We start from the raw sequence: 15,458 nt of genomic DNA, 5'->3' as shown, positions 1-15,458 counted from the left end.
TAAAATTTAACTCAAACACATTTAAAACCCTAAATTTGCCCCGCAAAACAAATATATCCATATGAGTTTCAGAACCGAATATGATACCATGGGCGCGGTACAGGTACCGACCGACAAATACTGGGGCGCACAAACCGAACGCAGCCGCAACAACTTCAAAATTGGCCCCGAGGCTTCTATGCCGAAGGAAATCATCGAAGCATTTGCTTATTTAAAGAAAGCCGCCGCTTACACCAATACCGATTGCGGCGTACTCCCTGCCGAAAAACGCGATATGATTGCCGCCGTATGCGACGAGATCTTAGCAGGCAAGCTGGATGGCGAATTCCCGCTGGTAATATGGCAAACCGGCTCGGGCACGCAATCAAACATGAACGTAAACGAGGTGGTAGCCAACCGTAGCCATGTATTGGCAGGCAATACTTTGGGCGAAGGCAAAACCTTTATCCACCCTAATGATGATGTAAACAAATCGCAATCATCAAATGATACTTACCCTACGGCAATGCACATTGCCGCTTACAAAATATTAATCGATGTCACCATCCCCGGCATCGAAAAACTGCGCGATACGCTGCAGGCCAAAAGCGAAGCCTTTAAAGCCGTGGTAAAAATAGGCCGTACCCACCTGATGGATGCTACGCCGCTTACCCTGGGCCAGGAGTTTTCGGGCTATGTATCGCAACTGAACCATGGTCTGAAAGCCTTACGCAATACCTTTGAACACCTGAGCGAACTGGCCCTTGGTGGCACCGCAGTAGGTACTGGCATCAACACGCCAAAAGGTTACGATGTGAAGGTAGCCGAATATATTGCCCAGTTCACCAACTTGCCGTTCATCACTGCCGAGAATAAATTCGAAGCTTTGGCCGCGCACGATGCCATCGTAGAAAGCCACGGGGCATTGAAACAAATAGCCGTATCGCTGATGAAGATTGCCAACGATATCCGCATGCTGGCTTCGGGTCCGCGCTCGGGCATCGGCGAAATACACATCCCCGATAACGAACCGGGTTCATCCATTATGCCGGGCAAGGTTAACCCAACCCAAAACGAAGCAGTAACCATGGTAGCAGCACAGGTAATGGGCAACGATGTAGCCATCTCTATAGGCGGCAGCAACGGACATTACGAGTTGAATGTATTTAAACCCGTAATGGCAGCAAACTTTTTGCAGTCAGCCCGCCTTATCGGCGATGCCTGCGTATCGTTCAACGACCATTGCGCCATTGGCATCGAACCGAATTACGAAGGCATTAAAAAACACCTCGAAAACTCACTGATGTTGGTAACCGCGCTTAATCCGCACATCGGGTACGATGCTGCTGCAAAAATTGCTAAAACCGCGCTGAAAGAAAATAAATCGCTGCGCGAGACGGCCGTTGGCTTAGGTTACCTTACCAACGAGCAATTTGACCAGTGGGTGCGCCCCGAAGATATGATAGGCGGGCTGAAATAAGTCCTCAGCCTCCGTTAGCTAACGGAGGAGTAAAAGATAAGCCCTCTCCATTCGAGAGGGCTTTAAATCCTTAACGGCACATGCAAAGACCTTTCGCCTTTTACCTTTTATCTTTTACCTTAATAATGGCCTTCGGCTTAACTGCTTGCAGGTTTAACCCCAATATGCAGGGGCCGGGCGTAGCAGCCCTACAGGGCGAATGGCAGCAGGATACTTCGGCATTACAGAAAAAATTGCTCAACTACTCCTTGTACCACTTCCGCTTCAGTTGCGATTCGTTCTTCGTCAGTGTTAATTCCTTCAGCAAAGCCAACGGCGGCTACCCGGATAGCTGCGTAAAGAACGGGCAGTGGGGAGAGTACGCCAAAGGCGTGTACACGCAAAAGAACGATACCCTGCGCCTTAAGGGCCTTTTTTGCAATGCCGATTTCAGTTATAAAAACGAGGGCGGCTGTTTCCGCTCCGGCAATTACGAAGAAGTTTTTAAGCTGAGCCAAAAAGCTGATTCAAGAATTCAATTTTTACCAACCTCAAGCGTTATCCCTTTTAATGCACGCTTAATAAAACGCACTACCTGTAATCCAAAACCGTTATAAAAATGAAAAACCTATTCAAAACACTGCTTTTAGCAGCCACATTTTACCTGCCCGTGCAATGTATGGCATGGGGCACACAGGGGCACCGCATTACCGGGCAAATTGCTTACAGTTACCTTACGCCAAAAACCAAGGCCGCCATCAAAGCCATCCTGGGCGATGAGTCGCTGGCACTGGCCGGCAACTGGGCCGATTTCGAGCGTTCTAATCCCGAGTACAAATTCACCGAGGTTTGGCACTATGTAAATCTGGATAAAGGCTACACCCTGCCCGAAATTAAAGCCTACCTGGCGCAGGATACCGTTACCGATGCCTACACCAAATTGAACTTTTTGATTGGCGAACTGAAGAAAAAGACCCTGGGCAAAAATCAGAAATCATTCTGCCTGCACATGCTGATACACCTGGTTGAGGATATACACCAGCCGATGCACACTGCGCATAGCTTTGATAAAGGCGGCAACGACGTAAAGGTTACCTGGTTCAACAACCCAACCAACCTGCACACCATCTGGGATTCGCAATTGATAGATTTCCAGCAGATGAGCTTCACCGAATACGCCGCTGAGATAAACCATACCACTGCAGCACAACGCGCCGAGTGGCAAAAGGCCCCTATCGCTCAATGGCTATACGAATCGAACGCTATTTGCCAGGACATTTACGCTTACAGTAAAGACGGCGATAAGATAAGCGGCTACACCTACAATTTTAAATTCATAGCCACCGTAAACCAACGCCTGCTGCAAGGCGGCGTAAGGCTGGCGGGAGTGTTGAATCAACTTTTTAGTTAAACACCGTTGTAAGGTTGGAAAGTTTTAAGGTTCTATAAATTAAACGCTCTTGTGGTAACCTTACAACTTTCCAACGTTACAACCTTAAAACTTTCCAACTAAAATGAAGATACTAATGGTTTGCCTGGGCAATATTTGCCGTTCGCCGCTGGCAGAGGGCGTCATGCAGCACCTGGCCGATAAGGAAGGGTTGGATTGGGAAGTCGATTCGGCAGGTACGGGGCACTGGCACGTAGGCTCCCCGCCCGATAGGCGCTCCATCCGCGCTGCGGCCGATCAGGGGGTAGATATTAGCAAACAAGTTTGCCGCTTGTTCCGCACGAGCGATTTCAACGAGTTCGACTTGATACTGGTGATGGACAAAAGCAATCTGAGCGATATATTAGCAAAAGCACGCAACAACGCAGACCGCGAAAAGGTGAAGATGCTATTGGGCGATAAGATAGTCCCCGACCCCTATTACGACGACGCACAATTTGCACCTGTTTTTAAACTGATTGAAGCCGGTTGCAAGGAAATCATCAGGCAATATAAAAACAAGTAATTCGTATATTTGATATAGGCGATTTTATAGAATTTAGAGACAAAATCATGAAAGCACTTTTTTTTAGCATCATCCTCGCATTTGGCATCGTAACCGTTAACGCCCAGCAGATAAACAGCGTTGACAAAGTAACCGCGCATTACATCAGCCTGAAAGAGGCCCTGGTAAACAGCAATGCCGAGTTGGCCAAAAGCAAATCGGGCGAATTACTGGCTGCATTAACGGCGTTCCCGGTAAAAACGCTTCAGCCCAAACAGCAGAAAACATTTGCCACCTACCTCGCTAAATTGAAATACGATAGCCGCCACATCAGCGAAACTGCGGTTATCGACCATCAGCGCGAGCATTTCCAAAGCCTGTCTAAAAATATGTATGCCCTGTTATCGGGCCTTAACCTAAACAGTTCGCCGCTTTACCAGCAGTACTGCCCCATGAAAAAGGCCTATTGGCTAAGCGAAAGCACCGATATCCGCAACCCTTACTACGGCTCGGACATGATGGAATGCGGCAAGGTAACCGCCACGTTGAAGGCCGGGAAATAAGCCAGGCGTATTGCTTCAATTATTTTATTAACTAAAAAAGCGGCATTCGCCGCTTTTTTAGTTAATCTCCACCGCGTCATTGCGAGGCACGAAGCAATCTCTACGTTCGACAAGCGGATTTGCATAGCGGCTCTTCTTACCGGTAGATTGCTTCGTTCCTCGCAATGACGATGAGTGAGTGTTGAATGTGTATGACTAGTCTATCCACTCAAACCGGGTATAAGGCACCAGCACCTCCGGTATCTTAATGCCGTTTTCGGTTTGGTTATTCTCCAGCAATGTAGCAACAATACGCGGCAGGGCCAATGCGCTGCCGTTAAGTGTGTGCGCCAGTTGCGTTTTACCTTCCGCGTTGCGGAAACGCAGTTTCAACCTGTTGCTTTGGAAGGTTTCGAAGTTAGATACAGACGATACTTCCAGCCAGCGGCCTTGTGCGGCGCTCCAGGTTTCCATATCGTACGTTAAAGCTGCGGTAAAGCTCATGTCGCCACCGCAAAGGCGTAACACGCGGTAGGGCAAGCCAAGCTTTTGCAGCAGGCCCTGCACATGAGCACTCATCTGCTCTAATACATCGTAAGAAGTATCGGGGTGCACCACCTGTACCAATTCTACTTTATCAAACTGGTGCAAACGGTTCAGGCCGCGCACGTGGGCGCCATATGAACCAGCCTCGCGGCGGAAGCATGGTGTGTAGCCCGTGTTTCGTACAGGTAACTCATCGCCTTTTAATATCACATCGCGGTACAAGTTGGTAATAGGCACTTCGGCAGTGGGTATCAGGTACAGGTTATCCTGGCCCACGAAATACATCTGGCCCTCTTTATCGGGCAATTGCCCGGTGCCAAAGCCCGATGCTTCGTTCACCATTAGAGGCAACATTACTTCTTCGTAACCGGCTTTTTCGGCTTCATCCAAAAAGAAAGCGATGAGCGCGCGCTGCAATTTGGCACCTTTGCCCTTATACACGGGGAAGCCAGCGCCGGTTATTTTAACGCCGAGTTCAAAATCTATCAGGTTGTATTTAGTAGCCAGTTCCCAATGTGGCAAAGCGCCGACCGGCAAAGCGGGGATTGCGCCATGCTCCAGCACCACTTCATTTTCCTCGGGCGTGATGCCTTTGGGAACAGAAGCATGCGGCAGGTTGGGTAGCAAAACGATTTTGTCCTGCAGTTCCTGCTCAACCGCGCTAAGCTGTTCGCTCAGTTGTTTGCCTTCTTCTTTCCACTTACCGGTATTGGCTTTTATAGCTTCGGCTTCTTCTTTTTTGCCGTTGCGCATCAGTTCGCCAATTTGTTTGGCGGCTGCGTTGGATTGGGCCGAAACGTTATCCAATTGCGTTTGAGTTTGGCGGCGCTTATCGTCCAGACCAATCACCTCATCTACCAATTCGGGCTGTTTGAAATTTTTTACAGCCAAACGTTCTAAAACCTGTTCCCTGTTATCGCGGATATAACTAACTTGCAGCATTATTATAATTTTAGGCAAAGATATAAATTAGTTGATGGTTTGTGGTTGATGGTTCATAGCCGGATCACAATTTAGCTAAGGAGCTACCATAAACTATGAACCATCACCCATGAACCAAACCGGTAAACTCTACTTAGTACCCACCCCAATAGGCAACCTGGAGGATATGACCTTCCGTGCTATCCGCGTATTAAAGGAGGCCGACCTGATACTGGCCGAAGATACCCGCACCTCTGCCCCCATGCTGAAGCATTTCGATATACAGAATAAAGTATTTGCCCACCACCAGCACAACGAGCACCAAAGCAGCAACGAGATCATCAAATTCCTGCTGATGGGGCAAAACGTGGCGCTGATATCTGATGCGGGTACGCCCGCCATATCCGACCCGGGCTTTTTCCTGGTGCGCGAGGCCCTAAAGTTCAACATCGCGGTAGAATGCCTGCCCGGCGCAACAGCTTTCGTGCCGGCGCTGGTCAACTCGGGCTTCCCTACGGATAAATTTTGCTTCGAAGGGTTCTTACCCCTAAAAAAAGGCCGCCAAACACGTTACAAACAATTGGCAACCGAAGAACGCACACTGATACTTTACGAATCGCCGCACCGTTTATTAAAAACGCTGGAAGAAATGGCCACCTTTTGGGGAGCCGACAGGCAGGTGTCCGTATCGCGGGAGCTGACCAAAATGTTCGAGGAAACGGTACGCGGAACGGTTACCGAAGTAAAAACCTATTTCGAAACACATCCGCTGAAAGGCGAGTTCGTGATGTGCGTGGCCGGGGCCACACCGGTTGAACAGGACAAGAAAAAGCGGAAGTACCAGGACGACGAAGACGAAGATTAAAAATATACCGGCATGCACACTTACCTGCAAAGCGCACGCAAACAATTCGAGTATTATAAATCGGTAGGCGAACGGGCAATAGCCCAGGTTAGCGATGATGCTTTATTTTGGCAACACAACGCCGAATGCAACAGCATCGCAACCATCATCAAACATCTGCAGGGCAATATGCTATCGCGATGGACCGACTTTTTAACCACTGATGGCGAAAAGCCCTGGCGGCAGCGCGATGCGGAGTTTGAGAACGCTACTCAAACCCGCGAGGAGTTATTCGCCAAATGGAACGAAGGTTGGGCATGCCTTTTCGCTGCGCTCGATTCGGTTAATGAATGCAACTGGCATAATGATGTTTTTATCCGCGGCGAAAAGCACACCGTTGTGGATGCTATAAACCGGCAGTTGGCCCATATCCCCTATCACGTGGGGCAAATCGTGTTCATCGCCAAGTTGCATGCCGCCGATGATTGGGCATCGCTTACCGTGCCGCGCGGCAAAAGCGCAGAATTCAATGCACAGAAATTTGCCGAAGTAGCGGCAAAAAAAACCTTCTGATGAAAAAAAATCTCCTCCTATCCATATCCTCAGGCTTATTGCTTTGGCTGGCCTGGCCACCAACGCCTTATACTACTATCCTGTTGTTTGTAGGTTTTGTACCCATGCTGCTGGCGATGGAAAACATTATCCAATCCAGTTCGGCCAAAAGGGGGAAGCAGATATTCAACACCACCTTCGTTGGGTTCGTCATTTGGAACACGCTGTGCGTTTACTGGGTGTATAATTCGCTTAAAATCATCGGGCCGGTTGTGGCTGTGCCCATTTCGCTGATACCTTATACATTGGGGCCTGCACTGATGAGTACCGCTTGCTGGCTCTACTACCGCCTGCGCTTAAGAACAAACCGCACCGTAGGGCTTATTGGCCTGGTTTGTTTTTGGATAGCTTACGAATACCTACACCAAAGCTGGGACCTCAACTTCCCCTGGATGACGCTGGGCAACGGCTTCGCGGTATCGCACCAATGGGTACAATGGTACGAGTACACCGGCGTTTACGGCGGCACCATCTGGGTATGGGCCGCCAATATCCTGCTGTTTTTAATTTATATCGGACTAGGCGAAGCACAGGCAAAAAAGTTGCGCCTAAAACTAATAATTATTGTTGCGCTGGTATTGCTGGTGCCGATTGGCGTCTCGCTAACCAGATATTATGGATACGAAGAGCAGGTAAACCCCGCCAACATTATTGTTGCCCAGCCCAATATCGACCCCTATGAAAAGGGGGGGACCATTCCTGTATTTAAGCAGATAGAAACGCTTACCAAACTTTCCGATTCACTGGCGCAACCCAACACCGAATTCTTCATATGGCCGGAAACGGCCATCCCCGATTATATAGACGAGAACCACATCCTAACCAATAATTATTACTTGCAGGTGAGGCGATTCCTGGATAAATACAAAAACGGCAACGTACTTACCGGCGGCGAAACTTACCGCACGTATGATACCCGCGCAACCAAAACAGCATCGCCTATCCCCGGCGGCGGCTTTTGGGATCATTACAGCTCAGCTATCAATATCGAGAATTCGGCCAAAGTGCAATTCTACCATAAATCGCGGCTGGTACCCGGGGCCGAATCTTTGCCTTTCGGCAACGCTTTATCGTTCTTAAAGCCGGTTTTTGAGCACCTGGGCGGAGCAACAGGCGCTTATACCACGCAAGCCGAACCCGGCGTATTTTATTCGCAAAGCGGCATTGGGGTAACGCCCGTTATCTGCTACGAATCGCCCTGGGGCGAATGGGTGGCCAAATCGGTAAGGCAAGGCTCGCAGTTCATCGCCATCATTACCAACGATGGCTGGTGGGAAAACACTTCCGGCAAAGACCAGCATCTGGATTACGCCAAACTACGCGCTATAGAAACACGCCGCTGGGTGTGCCGCTCGGCTAATACGGGCATTTCGGCATTCATCAACCAACGCGGCGATGTGGTGCAGCATAGTGCCTGGTGGGTACGCACGGCCCTAAAGCAGGATATCAACCTCAACAGCGATATTACGTTTTATGTAGAATATGGCGATTATTTGCCAAAGCTGGGGAGCGTACTGGCTTTGTTGGGAATTGTATTTTTGTTAATCCGCTGGAAGAAATAACCACGTTACTCATTATTCTCCGCCCTTCTCTTTACCGGATTTTGGTTTACGGCGCTGTTGGTATCTATTTGACGGTAAACCAGCACCACTATCTGGTTGGCCAGCTGCTTAACTTCCGTCAACTCCAATGAGTGGCGGTTTTTGAGTTGATGAAAGAATGATTTGCCGCCCGCAACGATAGCCGGGTTTAACAAGATGCGCATTTCATCTACCAGTCCGGTATCTAGCAGGGCCGCTGCGAAATCCGCCCCGCCTACTATCTGGATATCCTTACCTGTTGCGGCTTTGAGTTTCTTTATTTCAATCACCAGGTCGCCATTATTGATGGTGGTATTTTCCCAGCCCGACTCTTTGAGCGTTTTGGAAAAAACAATGTGCGGTGTCTTTTCAGCCAGCTTTGCGTAAGCAACCTCGTGAGCCGAGAATTTCTCCGGCTCGGCCAGTGCTTTTTTCCAGTAGTTGCGGTATTCTGCCCACATGCCCCGGCCTAAGAGGAATAAGTCTACATGTTCTTCCAGCATACCGAACAAATCGCCCCAGGTATCATCGTCGTCCGGCTGCATCCAGCTCATATCGCCGCCCTTGCCTTCTATGTAGCCATCGAGCGATGCGTTCATCGATAAAATCAGCTTTCTCATTGCCTTGGTATTTAATGATGTAAATATCAGCTACTGAGAAATTGTTTAGGGGATGCGAACGCGACAATTGAGAGGTAATTTACGACTGCAAGGTTACTTTTTGTCGGTGAAAAGTATTAACGGCAAACGTTATGAAAGCCAAGTTGTTTGTACTCATCCTGCCAATTATAGTAGTCAGCGTTTTCCTGAGTAGCTGCGACTACTACAACCATAAGCTGAAACTTCACAACAAATCAAAGGAGATTGTTACTGTAGAATATACAGACAGGGAACTACCCGAACAGATGAATAATGTTGAATATTACATTGCCGACCGCAATTCAATTATGCCGGATTCTACCTACGATATAGTCATAGCGGGAAAAGATAGTGCCTGGCATTGGTACATTGACCACAGCCCCAGGAAAAAATTATTTGTCTATGTTTTCTCGGTAAAAGAGATTAGTCAATACCGGGGAAATGTTATGGGTGACATCATCCGCGCCGGCAAGTATTTGAAGCGGTTTGAGTACACCGAACAAGAACTTATTGACCATAAATGGACAATAACTTACGACGGCAAATAATTCATTAAGCTAACGGCTCTTCTGGTGGGGTGCTGAAAAAATTTCAGCATGACGAGCTCATCAACGCAATCATTAAAACGGCGAAGCCCTCTTGAGCGCCTTTAAAAACGATTAAACTGCGAAAAATCAACGGTCACTTGTTCCTTTCGATGATAAACTCCAGCAGATCGTTGATGGGTTGTTTGATGATTTTGCCTACGTGCACGTCGTTGGCCTCGCAAACGGCTTTCAGCTCATCGGCAAATACATAAGCAACCGAGCCAACAAAGTTACATTTGAACTTATTGTACTGCGGATACGACTTTACGTTGGTATCTACAAACTCCTGGAAAAGATTTCTCAACAGATCCTGCACATAAGCAGTATTGCGTATATCGAACAGGAATTTAGAAAACGTAGCCAGGTAAGTATTTGCGGAGGGCCTTTGGTACACGTTTTTAATCACTACCTCTTTATCCAGGTGATAAGCATCGTTGAACAGGGTGCTGATATCCGCCGGCATGCGGCCGTACAGGAAATCGGTAATCAGGGTTTTGCCTATGATGGTGCCCGCGCCTTCATCGCCCAATACGTAGCCCAGGCCATGCTGCCCGTCGTGTATTTCTTCCCCATCAAAAAAGGAAATATTGGAGCCCGTACCCAATATGCAGCAAAAGCCTTTCTCGCGCCCGCAGGTGGCATATGCCGAAGCCAAAAGGTCGCTATCTACGCTGATGTATGATTTGGGGAAAAGCGCCGTAAGCGCGTTAGAAACAATTTCGTGCCTATCCGGGCTGGAACAGCCTGCACCAAAAAAGTATATTTCGCTTATTTGGGGGGCGTAGGGTATCAGGTCGGCAATCTGCTCCTGCAGTATTTTGGTTATCTCTTGCTGATTAAGGAAGTATGGGTTCAATCCAACCGAACGGAAGGCCTTAGGCTCGCTTTCTGTATCCGAAAGCAACCAATCTGTTTTCGACGATCCGCTATCTGCTACTAATATCATGTGCTAAGTTCTTCGAGCGCCTCGTAAGTAAGGGGTTTATGTATAAATTGCGCTACGTGCCTGCTGTTGAGTGAAAGGTTCATGTCGGTAGGGTCCAGCGAGGACGAGAGCATGAATATCTTCACGGGGTTCTCCGCGTCGGGTTCAAGCTTATCGTACTCTTCCAAAAACTCAAAGCCCGACATGCCCGGCATCCGCACGTCTAAAAAAATCACGTCGGGTTTTATAACGCCGTTTTTCAATCCTGCTAATGCGTCGGCAGGCGATTGCTGCACGATGATTTTCTCCGCAAAATTGCCACTTTCTAAAATCCTGCGCGTAACAAAATTGTCGATATAATTATCGTCAATCAGCAAGCAAAGTTTATAGCGGACAGGCATGTCCAAAAATAATCTTTTAAAGCAATTAAATATACTTTATTGAATATTTATACTGTTAGTAATCTGCTTTAAAGTAACTTCTGCCATTTTGCTTTGGTACTGCGCCGAAAAGAAGGTGGATTGTGCATCCAGGTAGTTCCTTTGCGCCTCGCGTATCTCCAGCGGAGTGATGTTACCCAGGCGGTATTTCTCTAAGGATATCTCCAGATTTTTGCGCGCCAGGTCAACGTTGGCCTCGCCAATTTTTATCAGATCCAGGCCCGATAGGTACGACACGTAGAAGCTGCTTATCTGCGCCTCAACCTCCTGCATGGTCTTTTTGTAATCCAAATCGGCATTATCTATCTGCAATTTGGCGTTGCGCTCCCTGCGCCACTGGTTAAGCCCATCGAATATGTTTACAGATGCTACTACGCCATAAGCAAAGCCATGTGCATTCTGCTGCAGCGTAAAGCCGGCCGGGGTTTTGTTGCGGGTAAAGGTATAGCCCGATGTTAGCCCCACCGTAGGGTAGCGTGTGCTGCGCACCTGCTTCAGGTTTATATCGGCCAGGCGCTTGTTTATTTGCGATGATAATATGCCCGGGTTTTGGGTTTGTGCCCGGCTCAGTATATCGCCCAATACCAACGAGCGGTCCACTACTATGGTGTCGCCCACTGTAAAGTCGGTTTGCAAATCGCGCACCAGTAGCTGGTTCATCTGTATTTTGGTGGTTTTGAATTGTTGTAACTGGGTAATCAATGCTGCGGTATCGGTATTCAGGTTCACCTGCGCATTGTAAACATCCAGCCGCGAAACTCGGCCTACGGCAAACTTATCGTTAGCGTAGCGCACTTGCGTGCGCGATATATCTATGGCTCCGCGAAGCGCCTTTATCTGCTCGTTTTGGCTGATGAGGCTGTAATAGGTATTGATAACGCTGGCAATGGTACTCTGGATAGTATCCTGCAGGCGTATGGCACCCAGCTTATCCAGCTGCTTCAGCTGGTCGTAAGTAGCAAACATGGCAAAGCCGTCAAACACGGTCCAGTTGAGGTTTACGCCATAATTCAAATTGCTGTTATGCGCGTTCTTGATATCGTTCACGGTGCCGTCGCTGCGGGTTTGCTTGGTGGTTTGCACGCTGCTGTTCTGCGTAAGGTTGCCGGTTACCGTGGGCAAAAAGCCGGCGTTACCCAGTGTAACGTTATTACCCTGTATGGTTGCATTGTTTTGCGATAGCCTGATGTTATAATTGTTTTTCAGGGCTATTTCTACGGCATCTTTCAGTGTAAGCAAGGGGGCATCCTGTGCATGCAGCCCGGTAAAAGGCAGCGTGCAAAAAATTAAGCCCAGTATATGTTTGATTTTCATTGCTGCTTAATGTTTTTGGATGATAATGTGCGATGGATGGATAGCCTTGTTCTCTTCTTCGGTTTCTTCATCCGGATCCTTCCGCGTTTTAGAGCCGAACACCATGTACATGGTTGGTATTACGTACAGCGTAAGTATCAGCGAGAAAAGCATCCCCCCGATGATAACGATACCTAGTGACATGCGGCTTTTTGCCCCGGCGCCTAAAGCCAGTGCGATAGGCACCGAGCCCAGCACCACTGCCAAACTGGTCATTAATATAGGGCGCAGGCGCGACGTGGCGGCCTCTACCACGGCCTCGTATTTGTTTAAGCCATGTTCCATACGCTGGTTAGCAAACTCTACTATCAGGATACCGTTTTTGGTCACCAGCCCCACCAGGGTAATGATACCTATCTGGCTGAAAATATTGAACGTTTGATCGAACAGCCAAAGCGAGAGGAAGGCCCCTGATATCGCGAGCGGCACGGTAAGCATCACGATGAACGGATCCACAAAGCTTTCGAACTGGGCGGCAAGCACTAAATAAATCAGCAACAAGGCGAACAGGAACGCAAAAGCGATATTGGATGAACCCTCCGAGTAATCCCTCGACGGACCGCTTAGGGCGGTGCTGAAGGTTTCGTCGAGCATACTCTTAGAGATGCGGTTCATCTCGGCAATGCCATCGCCAATGGTTTTACCCGGTGCAAGGCCGGCCTGCACGGTGGCAGATTTATACCTGTTAAAGTGGAAGATAGATGGCGGCGTTGCGCTCTCGGCAATCTTCACCACGTTATCCAACTGCACTAAATTACCTTTAGAGCTGCGTACGTAAACCGATTTCAGATCCAGTGGTTGGTCGCGGTTGCCGCGGTCTACCTGGGCTATTACCTGGTATTGCTTGCCGTTGATGAGGAAATAATCGAGCCTGCCCCCGCTGTAATAAAGCTGCAGGGTTTGGGCAATATCTTCTACCGAAACGCCAAGGTCGCGGGCACGGTCGCGGTCTGTCGTTACGCGCAGCTCGGGTTTGGTAAATTTAAGGTTGATATCCGTACCCTGAAAAACCGGGCTTTTTGATACCTCGGCAAAAAAATCAGGCAGCACCTTGCGTATCTTCTCAAAATCCTGGTTCTGGATAACAAACTGCACCGGCAGCGAGGTACGCGCACCGCTACCACCCCCACTTATGGTTTGCTCTTGCACCACAATGGCACGGGCATCGGGCATGGCGCGTAATTTCTTATTCAGGAAATCGGCAATCTGCTGCTGACTACGCTTACGCTGATCTGGCGGTACCAAACCAACACGACCAAAACCCGAGTTTGCCGAACCACCACCGCCGAAGGATGGCGATACGATCTCGAGGTTTACGTTGGCCTCAGGTACCGAATCGGCTACAATTTGGGCAACTTTGTCCATATAGCGCGTCATGTACTCGTAGGTTGCGCCCTCCGAGCCGGTTACCGAATAACGCAGCAGGCTGCGGTCATCAAGCGGTGCCAGTTCTGACGGGGTTATCAAAAACAGCACATAGGTAAGCACCAATGATCCGCCCAGTATCACGAAGGAGACCCATTTCTTCTTCATGAAACCCATTAGCGATTCGGTGTAGCCGTTGGTCATGTTCACGAAGAAAGGTTCGGTTTTCTCGTAGAATTTTGATTTCTTCTGGCTCTTGCGGATAAGCTTCACGTTCAGCATCGGGGTAAGCGATAAGGATACGAATGCCGATATCAGCACCGAGCCGGCCACTACTACCGCAAACTCGCGGAACAGCCTGCCGGTAAAGCCCTGCAAAAACATGATAGGCAAAAACACCGCCGCCAAGGTAACCGAGGTAGAAACCACCGCGAAGAATATCTCTGCCGAGCCCTGGAACGCCGCCTGCCGTATGGCCATGCCGCCCTCTACTTTTTTGTAGATGTTCTCGGTTACTACGATACCATCATCTACCACCAGCCCCGTTGCCAGCACAATGCCCAGCAAGGTCAATATATTGATGGAGTAACCGAACACGTACATGATAAAGAAAGCCCCTATCAACGATACCGGGATATCTATCAGCGGCCGGAAGGCGATGAGCCAATCGCGGAAGAAGAGGTAGATGATAATCACCACCAGCACGAATGATACCAGCAGGGTTTCCTTCACCTCTATAATGGAGTTGTTGATGAATTTTGTGTTATCGAGCGCAACTTTAACTTTAATATCGGGCGGCAAATCTTTTTGGATCTGCGCTAGCCTTACATAAAAATCCTTGGCTATCTGCACATAGTTGGCACCCGGTTGCGGCACCACGTTAAGGCTCACCATCGGCACGAAAGATTCTTTGAGTGAGGTTTCCTCGTTGGCAGAACCCAGCACGGCGTAGCCTATATCGCTCAGCCTGATTACCCGGTTGCTATCCGCACGGATGATGAGATTATTGAAATCCTTCTCATTAGTGAGTTTACCCAGCGCTCGGATGGTTATCTCCGTATTATTCCCTTCTATTTTACCTGCCGGCAATTCCACGTTCTCGCGGTTTAGTGCCGTGCCTATATCAGTAGCGGTAAGCCCCAGTGCCGAAAGCTTGTTGGGGTCTATCCATAAACGCATGGCATACTGCCGCTGCCCCTGTATGTTGATAGTACTTACGCCGGGGATGGTTTGCAGGCCCTCCTGCAATACGTTCTCGGCATAATCGTTCACCTGCATTATGTTGCGCTTATCGCTGCTCACCGTTAGGGTGATGATGTTGTCTGCGCTGGCATCGGCCTTGGTAACTACAGGCGGCGCATTTATATCCTGCGGCAGTTGGCGTTGCGCCTGGCTCACCTTGTCGCGCACGTCGTTAGCGGCGGTTTCCAGGTCGGCATCCAGGTTGAATTCTACGGTGATATTACTTGATCCTACAGAACTGGTAGACGATATATTGCGGATGCCCGGCACGCCGTTGATGGCTTTCTCCAGCGGCTCGGTTATCTGCGATTCTACCACATCGGCATTGGCGCCAGAGTAACTGGTAGATACGGATATGATGGGCGGGTCTACGGAGGGGAAATCGCGCACCCCAAGGAAGGTATAGCCAATTACCCCGAAAACCACGATGACAACCGACATAACCGTTGCCAGTACCGGCCTTTTTATACTTACGGACGATAAACTCATAG

General features: G+C 49.0%; 15 protein-coding genes. 9 read left to right on the top strand and 6 right to left on the bottom strand.

Annotated elements, in window-relative coordinates; genetic code table 11:
• Window positions 1-61: 61 nt before the first annotated feature.
• The 5 genes from fumC (at window position 62) to AC1DYT_RS14950 (ending at window position 3,935) form a co-directional block, all read left to right on the top strand.
• Complete coding sequence (gene fumC / locus AC1DYT_RS14970) at window positions 62-1,459, top strand: class II fumarate hydratase (protein WP_477470383.1); 1,398 nt, start codon at window positions 62-64, stop codon at window positions 1,457-1,459.
• An 80-nt stretch (window positions 1,460-1,539) separates the two neighbouring features.
• Window positions 1,540-2,055 carry a fumarate hydratase gene (locus tag AC1DYT_RS14965; RefSeq protein ID WP_477470382.1) on the top strand — a complete coding sequence of 172 codons (516 nt, stop codon included), beginning with the start codon at window positions 1,540-1,542 and terminating at the stop codon, window positions 2,053-2,055.
• Window positions 2,056-2,057: 2 nt separating this feature from the next.
• Window positions 2,058-2,849 carry a S1/P1 nuclease gene (locus AC1DYT_RS14960; protein WP_477470381.1) on the top strand — a complete coding sequence of 264 codons (792 nt, stop codon included), beginning with the start codon at window positions 2,058-2,060 and terminating at the stop codon, window positions 2,847-2,849.
• A 103-nt stretch (window positions 2,850-2,952) separates the two neighbouring features.
• Complete coding sequence (locus tag AC1DYT_RS14955) at window positions 2,953-3,393, top strand: low molecular weight protein-tyrosine-phosphatase (protein ID WP_477470380.1); 441 nt, start codon at window positions 2,953-2,955, stop codon at window positions 3,391-3,393.
• Between the two features lie 47 nt (window positions 3,394-3,440).
• Entirely contained in the window at window positions 3,441-3,935 is a 495-nt protein-coding gene (locus tag AC1DYT_RS14950; RefSeq protein WP_477470379.1) for a DUF3347 domain-containing protein, read from the top strand.
• 195 nt (window positions 3,936-4,130) lie between these two features.
• On the opposite strand, the gene serS is transcribed toward AC1DYT_RS14950, so the two are convergent.
• Entirely contained in the window at window positions 4,131-5,402 is a 1,272-nt protein-coding gene (gene serS / locus AC1DYT_RS14945) for a serine--tRNA ligase (protein ID WP_477470378.1), read from the bottom strand.
• A 109-nt stretch (window positions 5,403-5,511) separates the two neighbouring features.
• Between serS and rsmI the strand changes: the two genes are divergently transcribed.
• From rsmI to lnt, 3 genes are read left to right on the top strand one after another with little or no spacing between them, the layout of a single operon-like run.
• A complete protein-coding gene (gene rsmI, locus AC1DYT_RS14940; RefSeq protein ID WP_477470377.1) occupies window positions 5,512-6,246 on the top strand; it encodes a 16S rRNA (cytidine(1402)-2'-O)-methyltransferase in 735 nt (244 codons plus the stop codon).
• 12 nt (window positions 6,247-6,258) lie between these two features.
• Entirely contained in the window at window positions 6,259-6,798 is a 540-nt protein-coding gene (locus AC1DYT_RS14935; protein WP_477470376.1) for a DUF1572 family protein, read from the top strand.
• Complete coding sequence (lnt, locus tag AC1DYT_RS14930) at window positions 6,798-8,399, top strand: apolipoprotein N-acyltransferase (protein WP_477470375.1); 1,602 nt, start codon at window positions 6,798-6,800, stop codon at window positions 8,397-8,399. The genes AC1DYT_RS14935 and lnt overlap by 1 nt, the downstream gene beginning before the upstream one ends.
• Window positions 8,400-8,404: 5 nt before the next feature.
• Here lnt and AC1DYT_RS14925 read toward each other — a convergent pair whose 3' ends face one another.
• A complete protein-coding gene (locus AC1DYT_RS14925; RefSeq protein WP_477470374.1) occupies window positions 8,405-9,037 on the bottom strand; it encodes a dihydrofolate reductase family protein in 633 nt (210 codons plus the stop codon).
• A gap of 131 nt (window positions 9,038-9,168) precedes the next feature.
• On the opposite strand from AC1DYT_RS14925, the gene AC1DYT_RS14920 reads away from it, so the two are divergent.
• Window positions 9,169-9,603 carry a hypothetical protein gene (locus AC1DYT_RS14920; RefSeq protein WP_477470373.1) on the top strand — a complete coding sequence of 145 codons (435 nt, stop codon included), beginning with the start codon at window positions 9,169-9,171 and terminating at the stop codon, window positions 9,601-9,603.
• 133 nt (window positions 9,604-9,736) lie between these two features.
• On the opposite strand, the gene AC1DYT_RS14915 is transcribed toward AC1DYT_RS14920, so the two are convergent.
• Genes AC1DYT_RS14915 through AC1DYT_RS14900 form a run of 4 tightly spaced genes read right to left on the bottom strand, consistent with a single transcriptional unit; the run spans window position 9,737 to window position 15,456 of the window.
• Window positions 9,737-10,588: an N-acetylglucosamine kinase gene (locus AC1DYT_RS14915; RefSeq protein ID WP_477470372.1), complete on the bottom strand. Its 852-nt coding sequence runs from the start codon at window positions 10,586-10,588 to the stop codon at window positions 9,737-9,739.
• A complete protein-coding gene (locus tag AC1DYT_RS14910; RefSeq protein ID WP_477470371.1) occupies window positions 10,585-10,968 on the bottom strand; it encodes a response regulator in 384 nt (127 codons plus the stop codon). The genes AC1DYT_RS14915 and AC1DYT_RS14910 overlap by 4 nt, the downstream gene beginning before the upstream one ends.
• Before the next feature lie 36 nt (window positions 10,969-11,004).
• Window positions 11,005-12,321 carry a TolC family protein gene (locus AC1DYT_RS14905; protein WP_477470370.1) on the bottom strand — a complete coding sequence of 439 codons (1,317 nt, stop codon included), beginning with the start codon at window positions 12,319-12,321 and terminating at the stop codon, window positions 11,005-11,007.
• 6 nt (window positions 12,322-12,327) lie between these two features.
• Window positions 12,328-15,456, bottom strand: a complete 3,129-nt coding sequence (locus AC1DYT_RS14900; RefSeq protein ID WP_477470369.1) for an efflux RND transporter permease subunit — start codon at window positions 15,454-15,456, stop codon at window positions 12,328-12,330.
• Window positions 15,457-15,458 lie beyond the last annotated feature (2 nt).

This window comes from Mucilaginibacter sp. P1_D10, from assembly GCF_056406215.1.
Note: the sequence above shows the minus strand (reverse complement) of the source record. Positions and strands in the feature narration are given on the sequence as shown.

Bases quoted from the DNA above. Each gene is read 5' to 3' on its own strand.
- AC1DYT_RS14960 (WP_477470381.1), top strand. From the start codon at position 2,058: ATGAAAAACCTATTCAAAACACTGCTTTTAGCAGCCACATTTTACCTG.
- lnt (WP_477470375.1), top strand. From the start codon at position 6,798: ATGAAAAAAAATCTCCTCCTATCCATATCCTCAGGCTTATTGCTTTGG.
- serS (WP_477470378.1), bottom strand. From the start codon at position 5,402: ATGCTGCAAGTTAGTTATATCCGCGATAACAGGGAACAGGTTTTAGAA.
- AC1DYT_RS14955 (WP_477470380.1), top strand. From the start codon at position 2,953: ATGAAGATACTAATGGTTTGCCTGGGCAATATTTGCCGTTCGCCGCTG.
- AC1DYT_RS14915 (WP_477470372.1), bottom strand. From the start codon at position 10,588: ATGATATTAGTAGCAGATAGCGGATCGTCGAAAACAGATTGGTTGCTT.
- fumC (WP_477470383.1), top strand. From the start codon at position 62: ATGAGTTTCAGAACCGAATATGATACCATGGGCGCGGTACAGGTACCG.
- AC1DYT_RS14925 (WP_477470374.1), bottom strand. From the start codon at position 9,037: ATGAGAAAGCTGATTTTATCGATGAACGCATCGCTCGATGGCTACATA.
- AC1DYT_RS14950 (WP_477470379.1), top strand. From the start codon at position 3,441: ATGAAAGCACTTTTTTTTAGCATCATCCTCGCATTTGGCATCGTAACC.
- AC1DYT_RS14935 (WP_477470376.1), top strand. From the start codon at position 6,259: ATGCACACTTACCTGCAAAGCGCACGCAAACAATTCGAGTATTATAAA.
- rsmI (WP_477470377.1), top strand. From the start codon at position 5,512: ATGAACCAAACCGGTAAACTCTACTTAGTACCCACCCCAATAGGCAAC.
- AC1DYT_RS14910 (WP_477470371.1), bottom strand. From the start codon at position 10,968: ATGCCTGTCCGCTATAAACTTTGCTTGCTGATTGACGATAATTATATC.
- AC1DYT_RS14965 (WP_477470382.1), top strand. From the start codon at position 1,540: ATGCAAAGACCTTTCGCCTTTTACCTTTTATCTTTTACCTTAATAATG.
- AC1DYT_RS14900 (WP_477470369.1), bottom strand. From the start codon at position 15,456: ATGAGTTTATCGTCCGTAAGTATAAAAAGGCCGGTACTGGCAACGGTT.
- AC1DYT_RS14920 (WP_477470373.1), top strand. From the start codon at position 9,169: ATGAAAGCCAAGTTGTTTGTACTCATCCTGCCAATTATAGTAGTCAGC.
- AC1DYT_RS14905 (WP_477470370.1), bottom strand. From the start codon at position 12,321: ATGAAAATCAAACATATACTGGGCTTAATTTTTTGCACGCTGCCTTTT.